The sequence below is a fragment of the Bacillus sp. LB7 genome, assembly GCF_030449715.1.
In the GTDB taxonomy this organism is placed as follows: Bacteria; Bacillota; Bacilli; order Bacillales; family Bacillaceae; genus Bacillus; species Bacillus paralicheniformis.
This window is the reverse complement of record NZ_JASGCA010000003.1, coordinates 267,397-284,212: the sequence shown is the minus strand read 5'-3', so window position 1 is coordinate 284,212 and position 16,816 is coordinate 267,397. Positions and strand designations below refer to the sequence as shown.

Sequence of the window (16,816 nt, the reverse complement as noted above, 5' to 3'; positions counted from 1 at the left end):
TAACTTGTTCTTAAAGTGGGGATGACCTGTGAATATATCAATCGTAGCAATCGGAAAACTAAAAGAAAAATATTTAAAACAAGGAATCGACGAATACATAAAACGGCTCTCGGCATATGCGAAAGTCGACATCATCGAACTGCCGGACGAAAAAGCACCGGAAAACCTAAGCGACCAGGACATGAAAATCGTCAAAGACAAAGAAGGCGAACGAATTCTCTCCAAAATCAGCCCTGACGCCCACGTCATCGCCTTGGCAATCGAAGGAAAAATGAAAAGCTCAGAAGAATTAGCCGATAATATGGATAGACTCGCCACATATGGAAAGAGCAAGGTAACCTTCGTCATCGGCGGCTCCCTCGGCTTGAGCGACGCCGTCCTGAAGCGCGCAGATGAGAAGCTGTCGTTTTCACGGATGACGTTCCCGCATCAGCTGATGAGGCTGATTTTGCTGGAGCAGGTTTATCGGGCGTTTCGGATTAATCGGGGGGAACCGTATCATAAGTAAGCACATAGTTATTATTTTTTGAAGCGTCAAAGTACAACTCGATGTCTTTGACGCTTCTTTCAGTTGGTGAATTTCCTTCATTAATGGTAATTTGATTAATAATTGTATGAAGTAAATCCTTTTGCTTCTCAGGTTCAACATGAGGGAGAATCTTTGAAAAGGTGCTTAAAACTTTTTGTAAATCTTCATATGAAATTTCTTTTATAGTGGGCTTGTTTAACTCAATTTCTAATTGTTCTTTTTGCTCTAATAATGCTAACGTAATAGAACAGGCAAAAGGAGTATTAAGGCTAGTATAATTTAAGGGAATATTCTCGTCAAAGAAAAGCAGTCGATTTGATAACGAAAGCCTTTTTTACATACATAATTGAGAAGTTTAAAATAAATGAGCTTCTAAAATTCCAAAACAAGTCGAACGATATTGAAATCCAAAAGGCTTTAAACGTAATGAAAGTAGCAGATATTGAAAAAGTGTTGGGTTTTAAAATGTTAGTAGAAATAATCGGGGAAAAAACGCTATTAGAAAAGTGCTATTATAAAGATGGAACATTTAGAAATAGAAAAGAATTAATAGATGAGTATAATAAGAACATAAATCAAAATCACAATAAGCAAAAACAGCTTTATATACCGTTGGATTAGAGTACATAAAAGAACGATTTTATAATTAATGAACATAAAATAGTGATACAAGCCACGCAATCTTTATTAAATATATTCCACGTATAAAATATTAAGAAAATCCTCTCTATTAACATACTTTTAACGTGTGAACACTACTCCCAAAACATAAAATCATTAAAGATTAATAACAATTAGCTAAAGAGATAGAAATCAAACCAAAAAGTCCTCTTTACAGGGGATTTTTTGGTGATTTTGAATGAAATGTCGTTACATTTAATTAAGCTAGGTGGAGAATAACAGAAAAAATAAAAAGAATTGTATACTTTTTAACTCTTAATACGTTATATAGACGGGAAGGAGGTTAGGTGCTTGGATCGGTTATCAAATGAGCAATTACTTAAAGCTATGAATGACTTATATTTCTATTTATTAAAGCTTGGTGTTGACCAAGAAACAGCTAAGGATATTATCCAAGAATCTGTCTATAAGTCGATGATATATCTTGAATCAATTGATGCCGATAAATATAAAGCTTGGCTTTTTAAGGTAGCAATAAATTTATATTACGATTACTGTAGAAAATTAAAGAAATCTCAATCTATATCATTCGATGAATATTTTGTTTCAAATTCAATATTAATTGAGGATTTGGTGATAGAAAAAGAAGATAAAGACGAAGTAAGAAAGGCACTTGGACAACTCCCTTACATATATAAACAGTTACTTCTTTTTAAGTATGAACTGGAATGGTCTTATAAACAGATTGCAGAGTATTTGGATATGAAACCAAGTGGAGTTAAAACCTATTTGGCTAGAGCAAGAGCAAAATTTAAGGAAATTTATTGGAGGGAAGAAAATGAAAGAACCAAATGAGGATGAGTTAAAAAACATTTTTGATGACAAGTCATTAAACAAATCATTAAAAAAGGCAAAACGAGTTACATTTTTTAGGACATTATTTATATCTGCTATTGTAAGTATTCTTCTAGTTGTAGGAATCTATAAGACAAATCTTTGGTGGATGAGTGAAAAAGGTAGTGAAGTAGCTTCTGAGTTAATAAGACGAGATGCTGTAATGAAAGCTCCTAATACTATTATTAATACTGAAACGTTAGATATAGGATTATTTAAAGGTACAATTAAACGTGAGGTATATAAGGTTATTGAGGATAAAGTTATTCCATGGGATACACAAGAGGTTCATTTTGGATTAAGGGGTTTTCAATCCACATCCTTTTCATCACATAGTACGAATATTGATGATACCACTCAAATCCACATACCTAGTGGAGAAAGAGAAATGTTATTTTATGTTCCACAATTTAATTATAAAAACTATGCTAATGACTTATCAAAAATTAAAGAATTTCCAAATGATAAATATATTGAAATGGCAATCTCCTTTGATAAGAGTTATTCGTTAGAAGAAGTTAAGACAATGCTTCCTAAATCAGTTAATCCAACGTGGTATTGGGTAAATTATTATTCTAATAAATCTGATGATAGGGAATCACCAGAATCTGGGCAATGGTTATTTGGAATTTCAGACCCATCTTCAAAGTTAGGACAGGTATTAAGTACACCAAAAGTGAAAAGTGAATCGGACTTCTTGGATCGTTTAAAGAAGTTTAATAAAAATGACTACGAATATGTAAAAAAGCGTCAAAAGGATGGTTTGATTATAGGGGTTGTTGTTACTGGTACAAAAGATAGTTTATCTTCATTGCAAGGGCAACCGTATGTAAAGGCATCTAGCTTAGGAGTGATAGTTGATAAATATTGATAATAATTTGGTTGAAGGTTTATAAACGTATACCTTTAAGGATAGACAAAATAAGTTGTTTTTGTTGTCCTTAAAGCTCGTTTAAATATTTTATAAACGTTTATAAAATATTGTTACCTTTATAAACACTTGGGTTATAATAGAATTAACAAATAACCTATAGGAACGGTGAACAATATGAGTAAAAAGACTTTTGCTTATATAAGGGTATCAAGCAAAGACCAAAATGAAGCCAGACAATTAACAGAAAGCCTAGAATTAGGCATAAATGAACGTGACATATTTATTGATAAGGAAAGTGGAAAAGACTTCAATAGAAGCCAATACAAAGCGTTAAAACAGTGTTTACGTGAAGGGGATTTACTCTATATTAAATCAATTGATCGGTTCGGAAGAAACTCCAAAGAAATAAAGAAAGAATGGGAAGATATTACCCAAAACATTAAAGCAGATATAAAAGTATTGGATATGCCCTTACTCGCTACAACGCAATATAAAGACCAATTGGGGTCATTTGTATCTGACCTTGTTTTACAAGTTTTAGCCTTTGTAAGTGAGCGTGAACGTGACAATATTCTTCAACGACAAGCCGAAGGAATTGCAGTTGCAAAAGCAAAAGGGAAGCATCTAGGCAGACCACAATTAAATCTCAGTACATTTAACAAGGAACAAAGACAAAAGTTAGATAACAACTATCCTAAATGGAAAAGAAAAGAGATAACAGGGGTTGAATTTATGTCCTTGTTAGAGTTAAAAAAGAATACATTCTATAAAATCATCGGAGAATATGAACAAACAATTTAGGCATCCTTCTAGGGATGTCTTTTACTTTTTTATAGGAGGGGTACTTTTCACCAATTATATTGATTATTATTATGAAATATATAATAGTACTTCCACTCCCACAAGCTGATTTAAAATAAAAACCCCACAAAATAGTGGGGGATAATGGCTATATTGATATATATACTTTATGTTCAAAATTAACTATGTTCTTTGGTGACATTCGCTGAGCCTTATCATAAGTGATGGAAAATTTTAAATTTGGGCTTATCATTCTTACCTTAAAAATAGAAGAAACATTACAATTTTCTCTGGAGACAGGCAATTAGGCTTGTCTTTTTTTAATAGCCTTCTCAAATGCAAATATAAAACCCCAACAATTTGCCACATTAAGAATACATTAAAACAGTCTATAATTTTCTGAATCAATTAAGCATTTAAAGGAAGATAGGAATATAAAATTCCATTCTTATATACAAATAAAAAGGGAAAATAATTTGATTATTCAATCCTCTATCATCTAAGATTTCTATACTTTGGCAAACATAAGAAATTTTGACCAAATTTTTGAAAAAATTAAGAAACCTCTTGAATCAGTTTTATTTTACAATTATTATAAAAATAGTTAATTTTAGTTAAAGAGAGTTGGTGTTAGGGTCACCGTACCCAAATAAAAACTTCTTTTGTCATGTGGGTTTTTCTTTTGTTTCCTCTTAATTTAGGTATCTTGTTTGATTTATTTCTGTGGCAAGGTGTTTTCAGGACTATGTTATTACGCCTGTTTTGTCCCGAAGCACCCGGCCGCTGCTGTTATTCTTCTTTTCTAAGCCAAATCATATGCCTTCATATAGGCTTTTGGGACAGGATACGGGACGCTAATCAATAAAAGTGATTTGATCTTTGTAGCGTTGGCGATTTTCTCCAGGTGTGCATTCATCCAGTTCTTGTAATGCCGAGTTGGCTTTTGCAAGCCAATTTCTACGATGTTGAATTTTGCGGCGGAACGTCTCCGGGAAAAGAGAGAGCATTTCTTCATCTTTGACATCCGCTTCTATGACTTCTTCCACCATCTGCTTGACCTCTTTTTCGAACGGAGTTGCCCATTCTATCTGCTTCCGTAACGATTTTTTTGTTTTTACTTGATCTTTCATTTAACAGACTTTTAGGAGGTTCCTGACATGCACCTCCATTCGGTCGCTAACCGAATGCAGTAAAGAACACTGTGGTGCTTGCCAGCCATTAGGATATTGAGGAGGTGATCAAAATGCTAGGTGACAGTATTTCGTCGAAGTGGACAAGTCGTCACCAAATGACCAGGACCGAGGGTTGGTCATGGAAGAAAAAATTGATGTCCTGTGACTAAGAAGAGTCAGGACCACGGCACCGCCAACAAGGGAAAAAATTCTCCCGCATCGACACGGTAGGTGGGCGGAGACAAATTAACTTGTAGAGTAAACTTATTAGCCGAAAGAATGAGGAGGAATGAAATAATGAAAAATCTTTTGAATAAGAAAAAAAGGAAACCTTTGACTCGAACAATCAAAGCGACGTTCGCCGTGTTGACAGTGTCCATTGGCTTGGTGGGAGGTGCTACGGTGCCTGCATTTGCGTGGGTGAACCCGGGTTATCACTACCAGTATCCATCGGAAGGTGGAACATGGAGGTATGGATTCGTAAATCTCGGGCTCCGTTCTGAGTACAACCACCCGAAAAAGGTCCACGGCTCGACAGTGCAAAAACTCATCGATGGAAAAGTGGAAAAAACAAATAGAAGTTTAGATACGGCTCCGGGCCGCTACTCTAACGCCTATGTCGGAGTCGTAAACTCACCGGGTCTGAAGGGGCGTTACTACTATCGCACCAACTAATTAAAGGGAAAACGGTTGCTATCAACAGGGCTAGCATGGCAAGATCCAGAAAGTCCTGAGAGATCCAGCTTTGTATAAGCGTATTATAGTGGATGACGCGGGTTTTGTTGTTTACACTTCCTGACCCCGTTGACGGCAATCATCCTATTTATGAAATCAAGGTTTCCGCTGGCCGTTATTTTCGAGAAAGTTAAATCTATATTCAATGTTTTATTTTGGTAAAGACATACCCGAATTTTATGTTTGGATTACCAGTCAAGTTAGCATATCTTTTCGCCCACTACCGTGTCGATGCGGGAGCAGTTTTCTCAGAAGCACTTACCGATTGGTAGGTTTTTATTCCAGTTATTGTAAAATTTCTTAAACTCTGAGATTTCAATAGGGTAATACCCCGCTTTTGAGGGGCGCAGCAATTAATCGCCCCGAGCATTCATTCTTAAATTTTTAAATTAAATTTCTTTTGAAAAATATTATATTTCCATCATAGTATTCATCTATATACAAAGGAGTTGCTTCGGTGCACAGCCAAAGAAACTCCTCAAAAGATAGTGAATATCAGCAGGAAAAAACATAAAATGCAACCTAATGATTTTGTGGGAAATAATAGGTTGATTTAATTTTGTAGTTTTATCTTGGTAGCCATAGCAGTATGTTATGTTATGCTGTGCAACCCTCGATTTCAGGCCTAGTGTTGATGTTGGCCGTTATTCAGAAAAACAAATTCCTTGTGCCCCGGCAACCAATAGGTTACCTATGGTAGAACAAGTGAAATTTTCTATTTATAAAGGAATTAATGTTTGTGACGAAGAAGAAATAGGATGTCACGACACCGTCAACAAGATTATGAAAAAGGTAGGTGTGCGGTGATAAATCGGCTTGAAGAGTAAAATATCCACAAAAATAGCCAAGTAAATGAGGAGGAATGGAATAAATGAGTGCCGCTTTTTATAGCGTTGAATTTGATGGGAGGTACAGATGTTGATTGAAGCACAGGGCATTTCAGTAGCAATTGGTGGGCGGACCGTGCTTGACGGTGAGACCGTTCAGTGCCCGCCAGGGGTCATGACAGCCCTCGTTGGTCCAAGCGGATGTGGAAAGACTACACTTTTGCACTGCCTCGGACTATTGCTCCCGGTTAATCAGGGACGCATCTTGATAGACGGACACGATGTTACAAGCTGCGGTACTGCGGCGCGGCGGCGGTTTTGGCGTGATCATGCGGCGTTCATTCTTCAGGATTACGGCATTATGGATGAGGAGTCAGTGGCATTCAATGTCACTATGCAGGCGAGCATCCTTGGACGGCGTGTCACGGGAAACCAAGAGCGGTTGGCGGAGGTGCTCGAGCAGACGGGTCTCCAGGGACGAGAAGGTGAGTTGGCTAGCCACCTTAGTGGGGGCGAGAAGCAGCGACTCGCACTGGCTCGTGCCATCTACAAGGACGCTGCATTCCTGTTTGTCGATGAGCCGACCGCCTCGCTTGACTCAACCAATCGGCGAAAGGTCATCGATCTGTTTGCGGGCTTCGCTGCGCGTGGCCGCACGGTTATTGTGTCGACGCACGACTCTGAGATGATCAACGCGTGTGGTGCTCGGCATGAGGTTGGTTCCAACAGTTCGTCAAAACAATTGTCGACTAGCGATCCCGGCAACTTAGGAGGTTCCTCATGAAATCAGCCACGAAGATCATTATCGGTGTGGTCGTAGGATTATTGCTTGTAGTTGGAACAGTTGCATTCCTAAACGGATGGATCACAGTGTCAAGAGACACTCATCCGCCATGCGATCAGCTGCCGAACGTAACAGAGGCCAATGCAGCGCTTACCAGACATCAAGACCTCGTCGAGGAGATTAAAGCTTTGGGTGACAGCATTACGGTCGAAGTAGGAAAGCCGTGTCCTGATGACCAGAACCGAGGGCTGGTCATGGTTAGCTATGGTTCAAGATCTGAGCATGACGCCATCTCCGACCTGCTCAGCCGCCGCGACGGGTTTGGGGTTCCGGTGCACCTGGTGAAGCGCTAACTCAACTTCCACACAATCCACTCGGTGTAACCGTTTCCTGCCTACTTATGGGCAAGACTGTCTCCCCGTTTTGTCAAGCCGTACGAACCTGATGCAGACCAACTACGCCAAGTACGATGCGCTGGCTAGGCTTTACATAAAGGCCCTTGGAGAATTGATAGGAGGCAGAGACAAACGAGTTGAGGAGTAGAAATATTGACAAAAATAGTTGAATAAATGAGGAGGAATGAAATGAAAGGGGAACATTACCTGTTAACCCAGGCAATTATGCCAGTCCCCGGCGATACCGGTTGTGTTCGCCGGGGCTTAGCATGGCAATTTTCAAATAGTTCTTGGAGGTCCAGCTTGTGTATAAACGTATTATAGTGGCTGTTGCGGGCGCGTTGTTTGCTCTGCTTGCGCTACTGGCGGCGATCATCACCGACCTATATGATCGAGACTTTCCTCAGGCGATTGGTGTCGAGAGCAGGTTAAACCTCGATTTCAGCGAATCGGGGCTATCTATCACTGAAGCGTTTGCGAAGCTGGAAAAGCTCGATGCGCGCTGGGATCTTGGGCTGGTCAAGGTTGCGCCAGACCTTGCAAGCGACGGCGATGGCCAGGTCTTTGTAGCACTTAACGATAGAGATCTGCCCGACGAATTTACTTGGTTTGGCGGCGATGGTGCAGGCAAGATTGTCGGTAAGGACCGGCTTGAAACCTCCTACTCCGATGGGTTCTATCTCGTGACCGGTGAAAAGGCTCACTTGAGCGAGTTCGAGGACACGCTGAAAAGTGAAGGTGTGAAGGTCGGTCGCGGGGATGCGTCAATTTTTAAAAGCCTTGAATTCGTTGTGCGAGAAAGAGGATTTGCTGCCGCCGTTCTTGCAGCATTTGCGCTGATTGCGGCGCTTGCGTTGTTCTGGTTGTCGTTAAGAGCTCGAGGGCGTGCCCTTCGGGTTCTGGGCGGTTGCCCGACCTCGCGGATTCAGGTGCAGGACCTGGCCGGGTTCGGGTGTGCGCTGCTGGTGTCGGCGGTTGCTGTAGCTCTGGTTGCGTCTTGCTACGTAAGTTTGTTTCATGGCTGGGTATATGTCGGCACCTTCCTCAAGGCGCTGTTCAGTCTGCAGGTCGCTGTTATTACCGTATCCCTGTTGGCTGCGCTGGTCATGTCAGCTTCCGCATGGCCAAGCGCTACCATGATCGCCACCAGACAACCTGCGGTTAAAAGCTTGCGTTCAGCTGCCATCGTGATCCAAGCGTTAACGTTCCTCCTGGTGGTAGCTGCGGCTGGACCTGCTTGGTCCGCATTCAAACATTCCTCAGCTATAGCTGCTGAAATGGCTCAGTGGAAGAAACTCGCAGATCAAGTCGCGATTGTGTTTGCGACAGACGTTGACGAGATGAACCACATGGAGCCGCAGATTGGTAAACTGATAAAGGATGCGGAATCGCTTGATAAGGTAGCTTTTTCATACACATATACTCAAGAAATGCCAATGCCGGTCGATTTTGGAGAGTACTCGGCCATCTCTTACGTGAACCAGCGTTGGCTTGATATGGTGACCATGGATGCACCACAGCCTGCTGTTACAAAGGTACCTTATCATAGCATTCCAAAAGGGCTTGTCAAAATGATTCGAGAAGAGGCTGAGCTTTTGTCGAGGAAAGAGCTTTCCGATGAGCAGTTCGGTAAGTTCAAGTTCTTGCGGCCGATTGACGGATTCCGGTTGCCGGTAGCCCAAGGAGGAGGGGGGGAAAGACTTCACTTTGCGGACGATGTCCTAGTTGTTGTCGTGCCCTCGCTCTACGATACCTATAACGATTCTGCCTTGACTTCCATGGCCTCAGGCAGCAACATCGTATTCACTGGTGTAACTGCTACGCAGGAATTGTTAGAGAAACACGGCCTTGACGTGAAGGCGCTGCGTAATCGAGATATCAACGGTGAACTGAAAGTTGTCTATGTTGCCGAAGAGGGGATTCTCCGCGCGCAGTTCGCAGCGTACGTTGTATGGTTGTTGAATCTTGCGCTGATTGCATTAGTTATTGCTTTCACTGTCGCTGCTGCGATTAGTGCATTGATAACCGCGCTGCTGCAGGCGAAGCGTGACTTTCCGCTGCGGGTGGCAGGTCAGTCATGGGTACGGATTCTCCGGAGCCGTGTAGCCAATGAAATGCTTGTTGGGGTCGGCCTTGTGGGCGTTGTTGTTTTGCTCCAAAGGCCTGATGAGATAGGGGCTGTACTAGTGGCCGCGGTGTATGGGTTGCTAGTTGTGCCGCTGAGTCATCTGTTTGCTGTACGTTGGTGTTTTGATAGAGCCAGCAAACGGCGAATTTGACCGGAGGTAAGAGTCGGATGAAGCCCAGGGCGTTTCAGTAGCAATTGGCGGTCGGTCCGTGCTTGACATCACGGACCGTTCGTCTTTCGCCACGGAACATGACAGCCCTGGTTGGTCCGAGCGAATGATTGTCGAGATACTATGTTTACGGTGACTATTACAGATGAGAAAGAGAAGTTTCTGAATAGCATTTTTAACTTAAAGCTTATAAAAATAAAGAAATTTGACTTTGAAAAATGTTTTAAGAAAAACTAAAAAATAGTTGAGAAAATAATTGTATTGATTATCGAAAAGGAGAGAATTGAACAGAACTTAATCATATTAAGAGGATGTTTAAAAGATAAGCGGTTGTTATCTCAACACAGGTTACGAGAGATTTTAGCAAGGCAGAATGGCGGTGAAGTGGTGGAAAAATTTGCAAAGCGGATTTTATCACCTAGTAAACAATACAAAGTTGAAATTATGAAAAGACATGATGGGCTTTACACAACAGAAGTCTTTACATGGATTGAATGGGACGAAGATTATGTATATGAGTATTGGAGTCCAATCAATCAAGGTCTATCACTGATTGATACAGAGGAAGAGCAATAAAAATTGGTATTCAACAGCTAAAAGAACATTCTGGTGAACCAATCGACTAAGGGGATTGGTCAAAAAACAACGAGAGTGTGGATTTTAGATGTTAATTGTTTAATAACGGCGTTGCCCTAAAAGATCACAAAATTATCTATAAGGCTAGCTTAAGCATCTGAAATGCCTATCGAGTAATAAACTGTTGATCACCCAGACCACACTCAAACCCACCCCTCTCCCTCCGCAACCTTCGCCGCCTCTGTCCGGTTCTTCGCACCCAACTTATGCATAATCTCAGAAATATAATTCCGGACGGTGCCTGCTGACAAAAATAACTCGGCGGCAATTTCTTTTGTCGTCATTCCTAAAGTCGCCAATCGCAGGATTTCCTGCTCCCGTTCGGTGAGCGGGTTTACCTTGCGGATGGCATCGAAGGTGAGTTCCGGGCTGAAGATTCGCTTGCCTTCCGTGCATTTTCGGATGGCGTCTGCGAGGTCGTCGATTTCTCCGTCTTTGAGTAGATAGCCGTGGACATTGCTTTTGACGGCGCGTTCGAAGTAGCCGGGGCGGGCGAATGTTGTTAAAATGATAACCTTACTTTTTGAGCCTCGTTTCGTTAGCTCTTCAGCCACTTCCAAGCCGCTTTTGACGGGCATTTCGATATCCATGAGGCAGACGTCCGGTTCTAGTTTCAGAATGGCGATGAGCGCTTCTTCGCCGTTTGTTGCCTGGCCGATCACTTTCATGTCTTCTTCAAGATCAAGCAAGGCCCCCAGCGCGCTTAACAGCATTCTTTGGTCTTCGGCAATAAATAAACGAATCATTGGATTGTTTCCTTTCGTTCAGCTTTCTTTACAATCGGAACGGTGATATTTAAAACTGTGCCGTTATGGGTTGAAACGTCGAGTGCGCCGTCGATTAATGCAAGTCTTTCCTTCATCCCGCGCAAGCCGTTTCCAAATGGTGTTTGCTGATCGATTCCCATTCCGTCGTCTTTGATGGTGATGCTTATTTTTTCATCTGTTTGAGAGATGGAAATGGTGCAATGGGTGGCACGGCTGTGTTTGACGATATTTGTGGCGGCTTCGCGTATACACATGCTGACGATGTTTTGTGTGACAGGAGAGATATTTGAAAAATCGGAACCTCCCATGTATTCGAATGTGGTGTCTGCAGCCCGCAGGATTTGCTGGATATGGATAAGCTCTTCTGCGATCGTTGCCGTTTTCATATCAGACACGAGTTCCCGGACTTGTTTTAAGGCTGCTCTTGATGTGGTTTCCATTTCTCTTGCTTCTTTTCGCGCCCGTTCCGGGTCGCTGGCGATGGTACGCTGGACAAGCTGGCTTTTTAATGTGAGCAGTGAGAGAGTATGGCCAAGTGTATCATGCAGATCACGGGCAATTCGTACACGCTCCTCGCGCTTGACCAGTTCCTTAATTTGCTGATTTGCCTCATCAAGCTCTTGTTCCAGTTCCATGCGGCGGTTCATAGAGCGGATGCCGTATGGCGAAATGAGCATAATCACGAGAAAGGGCAGAAAATAAAAGAGCCGATTTAGCAGGGATGGATCTTTCAGCAGATGATAGATAAAAGGGGCGACCAATACAACAACCAGGCTGGCAAGGCCGCGGCGAAATATCTTTTTTTCCCGGTAATAACCGATAAAGTTCGCTGAAAAAAAGCCTAAAAAGACTAAATTGATATCATAAAATACAGTGTAGATCAAAATGATCGAAAGCTGGATAGCCAGCCAATAAGTAAATAATTTTTTTTGCGGCGAAATAAAAAAAAGCTGGCGGTACGTCACCAAGAAAAGCAGCACGAATCCAAAACCGATCAGCTGTTTGATCCCCGAGGTCTGATTCGTCAAATAAGAAATGGGCAGCAGTAAATAGACTAAAAAGATATAGGGAAAAAAGCCGTACCGTTTCGGAAACATGCTGAAGTTTTTTTTCATTCTTCCTCACACCGCTTCTTGTTTTCTTCTTATATATTTAGATAGTAGCATAATAACGATTGAATAGGCGAATAGGAAGAGAATATTTTTCCAGTTTGGCATTTGACCTCGAGCGATTTCCCAGGCACCGCTGCCATAATGATAGGACGGCAGCCAATAGCCGATATTCTGCATCATTTTTGGCATAATTTCAAGCGGCATCCACATCCCTCCGCAAACAGCGAGGCCCATATACAACACATTGCTGATTCCGGCTGCTGTATCCACTTTTTTCATCATCCCGATCAGTGTCCCGATCGCAAGAAACGGGAGCGAGCCAAGCATGGCCCACAAGCCGCTCAGGAACCATTCCAACGGGGATAAAGAAACGCCGTTAATCAAGGCGCCGGCTAAGAAAATTACTGTAATCGAAAGAATATGAATGACGCTTTGCCCCGCCATTTGAGCGATAAAATAAATGTGGTCGGGAAGAGGCGTTACGCGAATGAACGTCGACCAGCCTTGGGTGCGTTCTTGAACCATGCGGATGCCGAGCGTCATGATCGAAGAGCCCATGACGCTGAATGTTGTCATCGACATTAAATAATGCGCATTCCAAGCCGCAGGGTCCGGAGTATTCGTATTGACGACATTTGTAAAAATATAATAAAAAGCAATCGGCATAGCCAATGACCAAAAGACAAAATAGCGGTTTCGAAGCATTCTTTTGATTTCCATTCGGCATTGCATCTGAAATACATTCATTTTACATCGTCTCCTTTGCCTGTCAGCTGGCGAAATGCCTTTTCAAGATTTCCTCGTTCAATGTGAATATCATAAGCGCCGATCTTTTCTGCGAAAATGAGTTCCAATATTTTGTCCGTATTGGCTGTGTCGATATAAACCCGGTTGTTTTTACGAAAAATCTGTTCGATTTCCGGGTGCTGATACAGCCTCTCGAGCGACTGTTCGGGATCGACTATAAATGAAACCGAATGTTTCGATATTCTTGATTTTATTTGGAGCGGCGTCCCGTCAGCTACTATGCTGCCGTCTTTAAACAGCAAGATTCGTTGTGCGGCATCATCTGCTTCCTGTAAGTAGTGTGTAGAAAAAATAATTGTTTTTCCTTGCTCTGCGAGCGTTTGAACCGTTTGCCAAAAGCGGTTTCTTGAAGTGATATCCATTCCGACCGTGGGTTCGTCAAAGATCATCAGTTCTGGATCACCGGCAAGCGCCAAGGCAAAGCCGAGACGCCGCTTTTGCCCGCCTGACAATTTTTCCGCCTGTGTTTTTAAATCCTTGTCTGTCAAACCTGTCAGCGCTCTAAGCTTCTGAAAGGATAGAGGCTTTGGATAGTAGCTCCTAACGAGTTCGATGATTTCACCCGCACGCAAACCAGGCATGACACTGACTTCCTGTAGCATCGTGCCGATTTTTTCACGCACCCGTTTTTCATATGGAATGGAACCGAATAATGTGATGTTGCCTGCCGTCGGTTTTAACAGCCCCAATATCATTGAAATCGTCGTCGTTTTCCCGGCCCCATTTGGCCCGAGAATGGCTACAATTTCTCCTTTTTTAATTGAAAAATCTATCTGATCAACCGCCGTTTTTTGGCGGAATGTCCTTGTCACATTCGTCAAGCTCACAACATTGCTCATGGCTTACAGACCACCTCCTGATTCACTCATTTCATTGTATAAGCTGAGGAAGGCGGATTTTAGTAAGTGATGTCATGAAAATCGGGTGACAAATGTCATTTTTTTAATAACAGGAAGCTAGCGAACGGTGCAGAAAGAACCGAAGGGTGTAAAAGCAAATGAAGTGGGGGGATTACGGTAAGATAACAAAGCAGAGCGCCATCATCATCAACGCATCATGGAGATAGAGAGAGCGGTCTTCAATTGTGAAAGAAGCTCTCTCTACTTAAAAGGAGAGTTTTAACCATTATGATTAACCGGATACTTCCTTCCATTCTTCACAATCTTCTCTTCCACAATCTCTTTCACATCCAGTCCAAGATCGTTACATAACATGAATGAGTAGATTAAAACATCTGCGATTTCTTCACGGATGTTTTCTTTATTTGCTTGGAGTGCTTCTTCACTGCTGATCCATTGGAAGTCTTCGAGCAGCTCTGCTGCTTCGATTGAGATTGAGATGGCGAGGTCTTTTGGGTTATGGTATTGTCTCCAGTTTCGTTCATCTCTGAATTCGTTGATTGCGTTGATTAAGCTTTGGATATCACTCATGATCATTTTCCCCTTTCTAACTCGAGTAGTCTCTATTTTTGGAGACTCATTGGAACAGCCTCGTTTTTAGATTTTTATTTTTTCAATAACAAATAAATAAAATAAGGTGCCCCGATTAATGAGACCATGATTCCAGCCGGTATAGTGGTTTCAATGATATTACGTCCGATTGTGTCGGCGAATAATAAGAACCAACCGCCAAGTAGAATAGCAACAGGGATAAATAGTTGATTTCTGGGTCCTACTAAAGTTTTGGCGATATGTGGGGCCATTAATCCGATAAAGGAAATACCTCCTGTGACAGAAACGGCAGCAGCCGCTAATGCGACAGCTGTTAAAAGCAAAACGATCCGCTCCCTTTCAATGGAAATCCCAACCCCAATGGTTACAGGCTCGCTTAATCCTAATAGATTTAGTCGACTTGCTTTGTACAAAGTAAACGGAATCAAGATGACTAACCAAGGCAGGAGAGCCCAAATAAATGGCCAATCTGCCCCCCAAATATTTCCCGCCAGCCATTTGGCGATGAAATCAACTTTTGTCCGTTCAGTAGAAGAAATAATGACAATCATCGCTCCGGAAAGTGCAGTTGAGAATCCGACCCCGATGAGGACTAAGCCTATAGGTTGCATACCACTATTTTTGTTATAGGCTAACAGATAAATGAAGAAGCCCGTTATAATTGCTCCTATAAATCCAACAATAGGAATCATATAAACAAATGATCCAGCTTCAGTCGGGAAAAATAAAAAGAAAACGGCAATGGCAACCCCAGCACCGGAATTAATCCCAATAATGCCTGGATCAGCTAAATCATTTTTTGTGATTCCTTGCAAAATAGCACCTGATATAGCAAGTGCCATCCCAGCTAATAAAGTAATCAATATTCGAGGCAATCGAATAGAATATAATATAAATTCCTCTTTAAAGGTTCCTTGACCTAATAGAGTGTGGATGAGTCTGTCAAAAGATAAACTAGCAGACCCTATTCCCATCCCAATAATAGCTGTAGCTATGATGAGTATGAGAGAAATCGATAAAATCATTCGCTGTTTTTTAATTAATGTTGAATGTATCATGAGAGTGTTTTTCCTCCCTTTCGGACAATGATCAGGAAGAACGGTAAACCAAGCATAGCGACAATGGCTATAACAGGTGTTTCGTATGGTGCATTTAAGGTACGGCCAAGTGTATCAGCAAATAGCATAAAAGTAGCTCCGCAAGTTGCAGACATTGGTAAAATAAAACGATAATCGGTTCCAACAATTGCCCGAACAATATGAGGAATCATAAGACCGATAAAGGTCATATTGCCAACCAGAGCAACAGATGCTCCCGCGAGAATGATAATGATAATAAATAGAAGGATTTTAATTCTGATGATATTTTGACCTAAGCCAACTGCAACTTCTTCATTTAAGCTGAGAATGGTAAGTTGTCTCGAGAGGAAAAAGGAAACAACAATTCCAATGATAATAAAAGGTACGATAATTCGCAGTTGATTCCAAGTTGTTCCAACCATCCCTCCTGCTGTCCACATCGAGATATCTTTAGAGATTTTAAAATAAAGGCCAATCCCTTCAGCAATGGCGTATAAAAAGGCGGAAACAGCAGAACCCGCTAATACAATACGGAAAGGAGAGAATCCGCATTTTTTCATCGAACCGATTCCAAAAACCAACAAGGCACCGAGTGCGGCTCCAATAAAACAGGCAACCATCGTCAAAAAGTAATTGGCTGATGGAATGAAAGCGATCGTAACAGCCAATGCTGCATAAGCCCCGGCAGATAATCCTAGTAAACCTGGATCAGCAAGTGGGTTTCTTGTTATACCTTGCATGATTGCACCAGAGACAGCAAGAGCTGCGCCAACAAAAATCGCAGCTATTTCACGAGGTAACCGAATATCACGGATAATCGAAATATGATCGCCGGTTGCAGAAGACGAAAGAGCCAACCATACATCTTCAACTGAAACGTCTGCAGCTCCAAATACCATTGCCATAAAAAACATACCAATAAACACTAGAATTCCTAAGATGAGTTTGAAGGCAAATGAGGTAAAAGATTGAGTTTTTCTTATCATAAAGCTCATCATTTTCCTTTCTTAGAATGGGAAAGGGGCTGCCCTTTGG

Annotated in this window: 17 protein-coding genes and 1 pseudogene; 10 read left to right on the top strand and 8 right to left on the bottom strand. The window is 41.8% G+C overall.

All coding sequences use genetic code 11. The annotated features are described in order from the left end of the window. The first annotated feature begins 28 nt into the window (after positions 1-28). From rlmH to QMZ64_RS06200, 5 genes are all read left to right on the top strand, one after another. Positions 29-508, top strand: coding sequence for a 23S rRNA (pseudouridine(1915)-N(3))-methyltransferase RlmH (gene rlmH, locus QMZ64_RS06220; protein ID WP_003177946.1), 480 nt, complete (start codon positions 29-31; stop codon positions 506-508). A 447-nt stretch (positions 509-955) separates the two neighbouring features. Further along, complete coding sequence (locus QMZ64_RS06215) at positions 956-1,150, top strand: hypothetical protein (RefSeq protein WP_265625208.1); 195 nt, start codon at positions 956-958, stop codon at positions 1,148-1,150. A 351-nt stretch (positions 1,151-1,501) separates the two neighbouring features. Beyond that, positions 1,502-2,005 (top strand): RNA polymerase sigma factor, encoded by a 504-nt coding sequence (locus QMZ64_RS06210; RefSeq protein WP_265625209.1) that lies wholly within the window; start codon positions 1,502-1,504, stop codon positions 2,003-2,005. Continuing rightward, positions 1,989-2,915, top strand: coding sequence for an anti sigma factor C-terminal domain-containing protein (locus tag QMZ64_RS06205; protein WP_265625210.1), 927 nt, complete (start codon positions 1,989-1,991; stop codon positions 2,913-2,915). Before QMZ64_RS06210 ends, QMZ64_RS06205 begins: the two co-directional genes overlap by 17 nt. A gap of 177 nt (positions 2,916-3,092) precedes the next feature. After that, positions 3,093-3,719: a recombinase family protein gene (locus QMZ64_RS06200; protein ID WP_301441194.1), complete on the top strand. Its 627-nt coding sequence runs from the start codon at positions 3,093-3,095 to the stop codon at positions 3,717-3,719. An 854-nt stretch (positions 3,720-4,573) separates the two neighbouring features. Here the strand turns inward: QMZ64_RS06200 and QMZ64_RS06195 are convergent. Further along, entirely contained in the window at positions 4,574-4,849 is a 276-nt protein-coding gene (locus tag QMZ64_RS06195) for a hypothetical protein (protein ID WP_265625211.1), read from the bottom strand. 339 nt (positions 4,850-5,188) lie between these two features. Between QMZ64_RS06195 and QMZ64_RS06190 the strand changes: the two genes are divergently transcribed. The 5 genes and pseudogenes from QMZ64_RS06190 (at position 5,189) to QMZ64_RS06170 (ending at position 10,555) form a co-directional block, all read left to right on the top strand. Next, complete coding sequence (locus tag QMZ64_RS06190; RefSeq protein ID WP_265625212.1) at positions 5,189-5,566, top strand: lactococcin 972 family bacteriocin; 378 nt, start codon at positions 5,189-5,191, stop codon at positions 5,564-5,566. Positions 5,567-6,541: 975 nt separating this feature from the next. Beyond that, positions 6,542-7,237 carry an ABC transporter ATP-binding protein gene (locus tag QMZ64_RS06185; RefSeq protein WP_301441193.1) on the top strand — a complete coding sequence of 232 codons (696 nt, stop codon included), beginning with the start codon at positions 6,542-6,544 and terminating at the stop codon, positions 7,235-7,237. Further along, positions 7,234-7,590, top strand: coding sequence for a hypothetical protein (locus QMZ64_RS06180; RefSeq protein WP_265625214.1), 357 nt, complete (start codon positions 7,234-7,236; stop codon positions 7,588-7,590). Before QMZ64_RS06185 ends, QMZ64_RS06180 begins: the two co-directional genes overlap by 4 nt. A 347-nt stretch (positions 7,591-7,937) precedes the next feature. Then, the gene (locus QMZ64_RS06175; protein ID WP_301441192.1) at positions 7,938-9,911 is read left to right on the top strand and encodes a hypothetical protein; all 1,974 of its coding nucleotides are present in this window, start codon (positions 7,938-7,940) and stop codon (positions 9,909-9,911) included. Between the two features lie 462 nt (positions 9,912-10,373). Next, positions 10,374-10,555: pseudogene (locus tag QMZ64_RS06170) on the top strand (hypothetical protein). A 153-nt stretch (positions 10,556-10,708) separates the two neighbouring features. Here the strand turns inward: QMZ64_RS06170 and QMZ64_RS06165 are convergent. The 7 genes from QMZ64_RS06165 to QMZ64_RS06135 form a co-directional block, all read right to left on the bottom strand. Beyond that, the gene (locus QMZ64_RS06165; RefSeq protein WP_265625216.1) at positions 10,709-11,311 is read right to left on the bottom strand and encodes a response regulator transcription factor; all 603 of its coding nucleotides are present in this window, start codon (positions 11,309-11,311) and stop codon (positions 10,709-10,711) included. Next, positions 11,308-12,447, bottom strand: coding sequence for a sensor histidine kinase (locus QMZ64_RS06160; protein WP_265625217.1), 1,140 nt, complete (start codon positions 12,445-12,447; stop codon positions 11,308-11,310). Before QMZ64_RS06160 ends, QMZ64_RS06165 begins: the two co-directional genes overlap by 4 nt. A 6-nt stretch (positions 12,448-12,453) precedes the next feature. Beyond that, positions 12,454-13,191 carry an ABC transporter permease gene (locus QMZ64_RS06155; protein WP_301441191.1) on the bottom strand — a complete coding sequence of 246 codons (738 nt, stop codon included), beginning with the start codon at positions 13,189-13,191 and terminating at the stop codon, positions 12,454-12,456. Further along, positions 13,188-14,090, bottom strand: coding sequence for an ABC transporter ATP-binding protein (locus tag QMZ64_RS06150; RefSeq protein WP_265625220.1), 903 nt, complete (start codon positions 14,088-14,090; stop codon positions 13,188-13,190). The genes QMZ64_RS06155 and QMZ64_RS06150 overlap by 4 nt, the downstream gene beginning before the upstream one ends. A gap of 279 nt (positions 14,091-14,369) precedes the next feature. Continuing rightward, positions 14,370-14,681: a nucleotide pyrophosphohydrolase gene (locus tag QMZ64_RS06145; RefSeq protein WP_152845925.1), complete on the bottom strand. Its 312-nt coding sequence runs from the start codon at positions 14,679-14,681 to the stop codon at positions 14,370-14,372. Positions 14,682-14,755: 74 nt separating this feature from the next. Next, on the bottom strand, positions 14,756-15,760 hold the full coding sequence (locus QMZ64_RS06140; RefSeq protein WP_265625221.1) for a FecCD family ABC transporter permease: 1,005 nt from the start codon (positions 15,758-15,760) through the stop codon (positions 14,756-14,758). Beyond that, positions 15,757-16,767, bottom strand: a complete 1,011-nt coding sequence (locus tag QMZ64_RS06135; RefSeq protein WP_265627879.1) for a FecCD family ABC transporter permease — start codon at positions 16,765-16,767, stop codon at positions 15,757-15,759. The genes QMZ64_RS06140 and QMZ64_RS06135 overlap by 4 nt, the downstream gene beginning before the upstream one ends. Positions 16,768-16,816 lie beyond the last annotated feature (49 nt).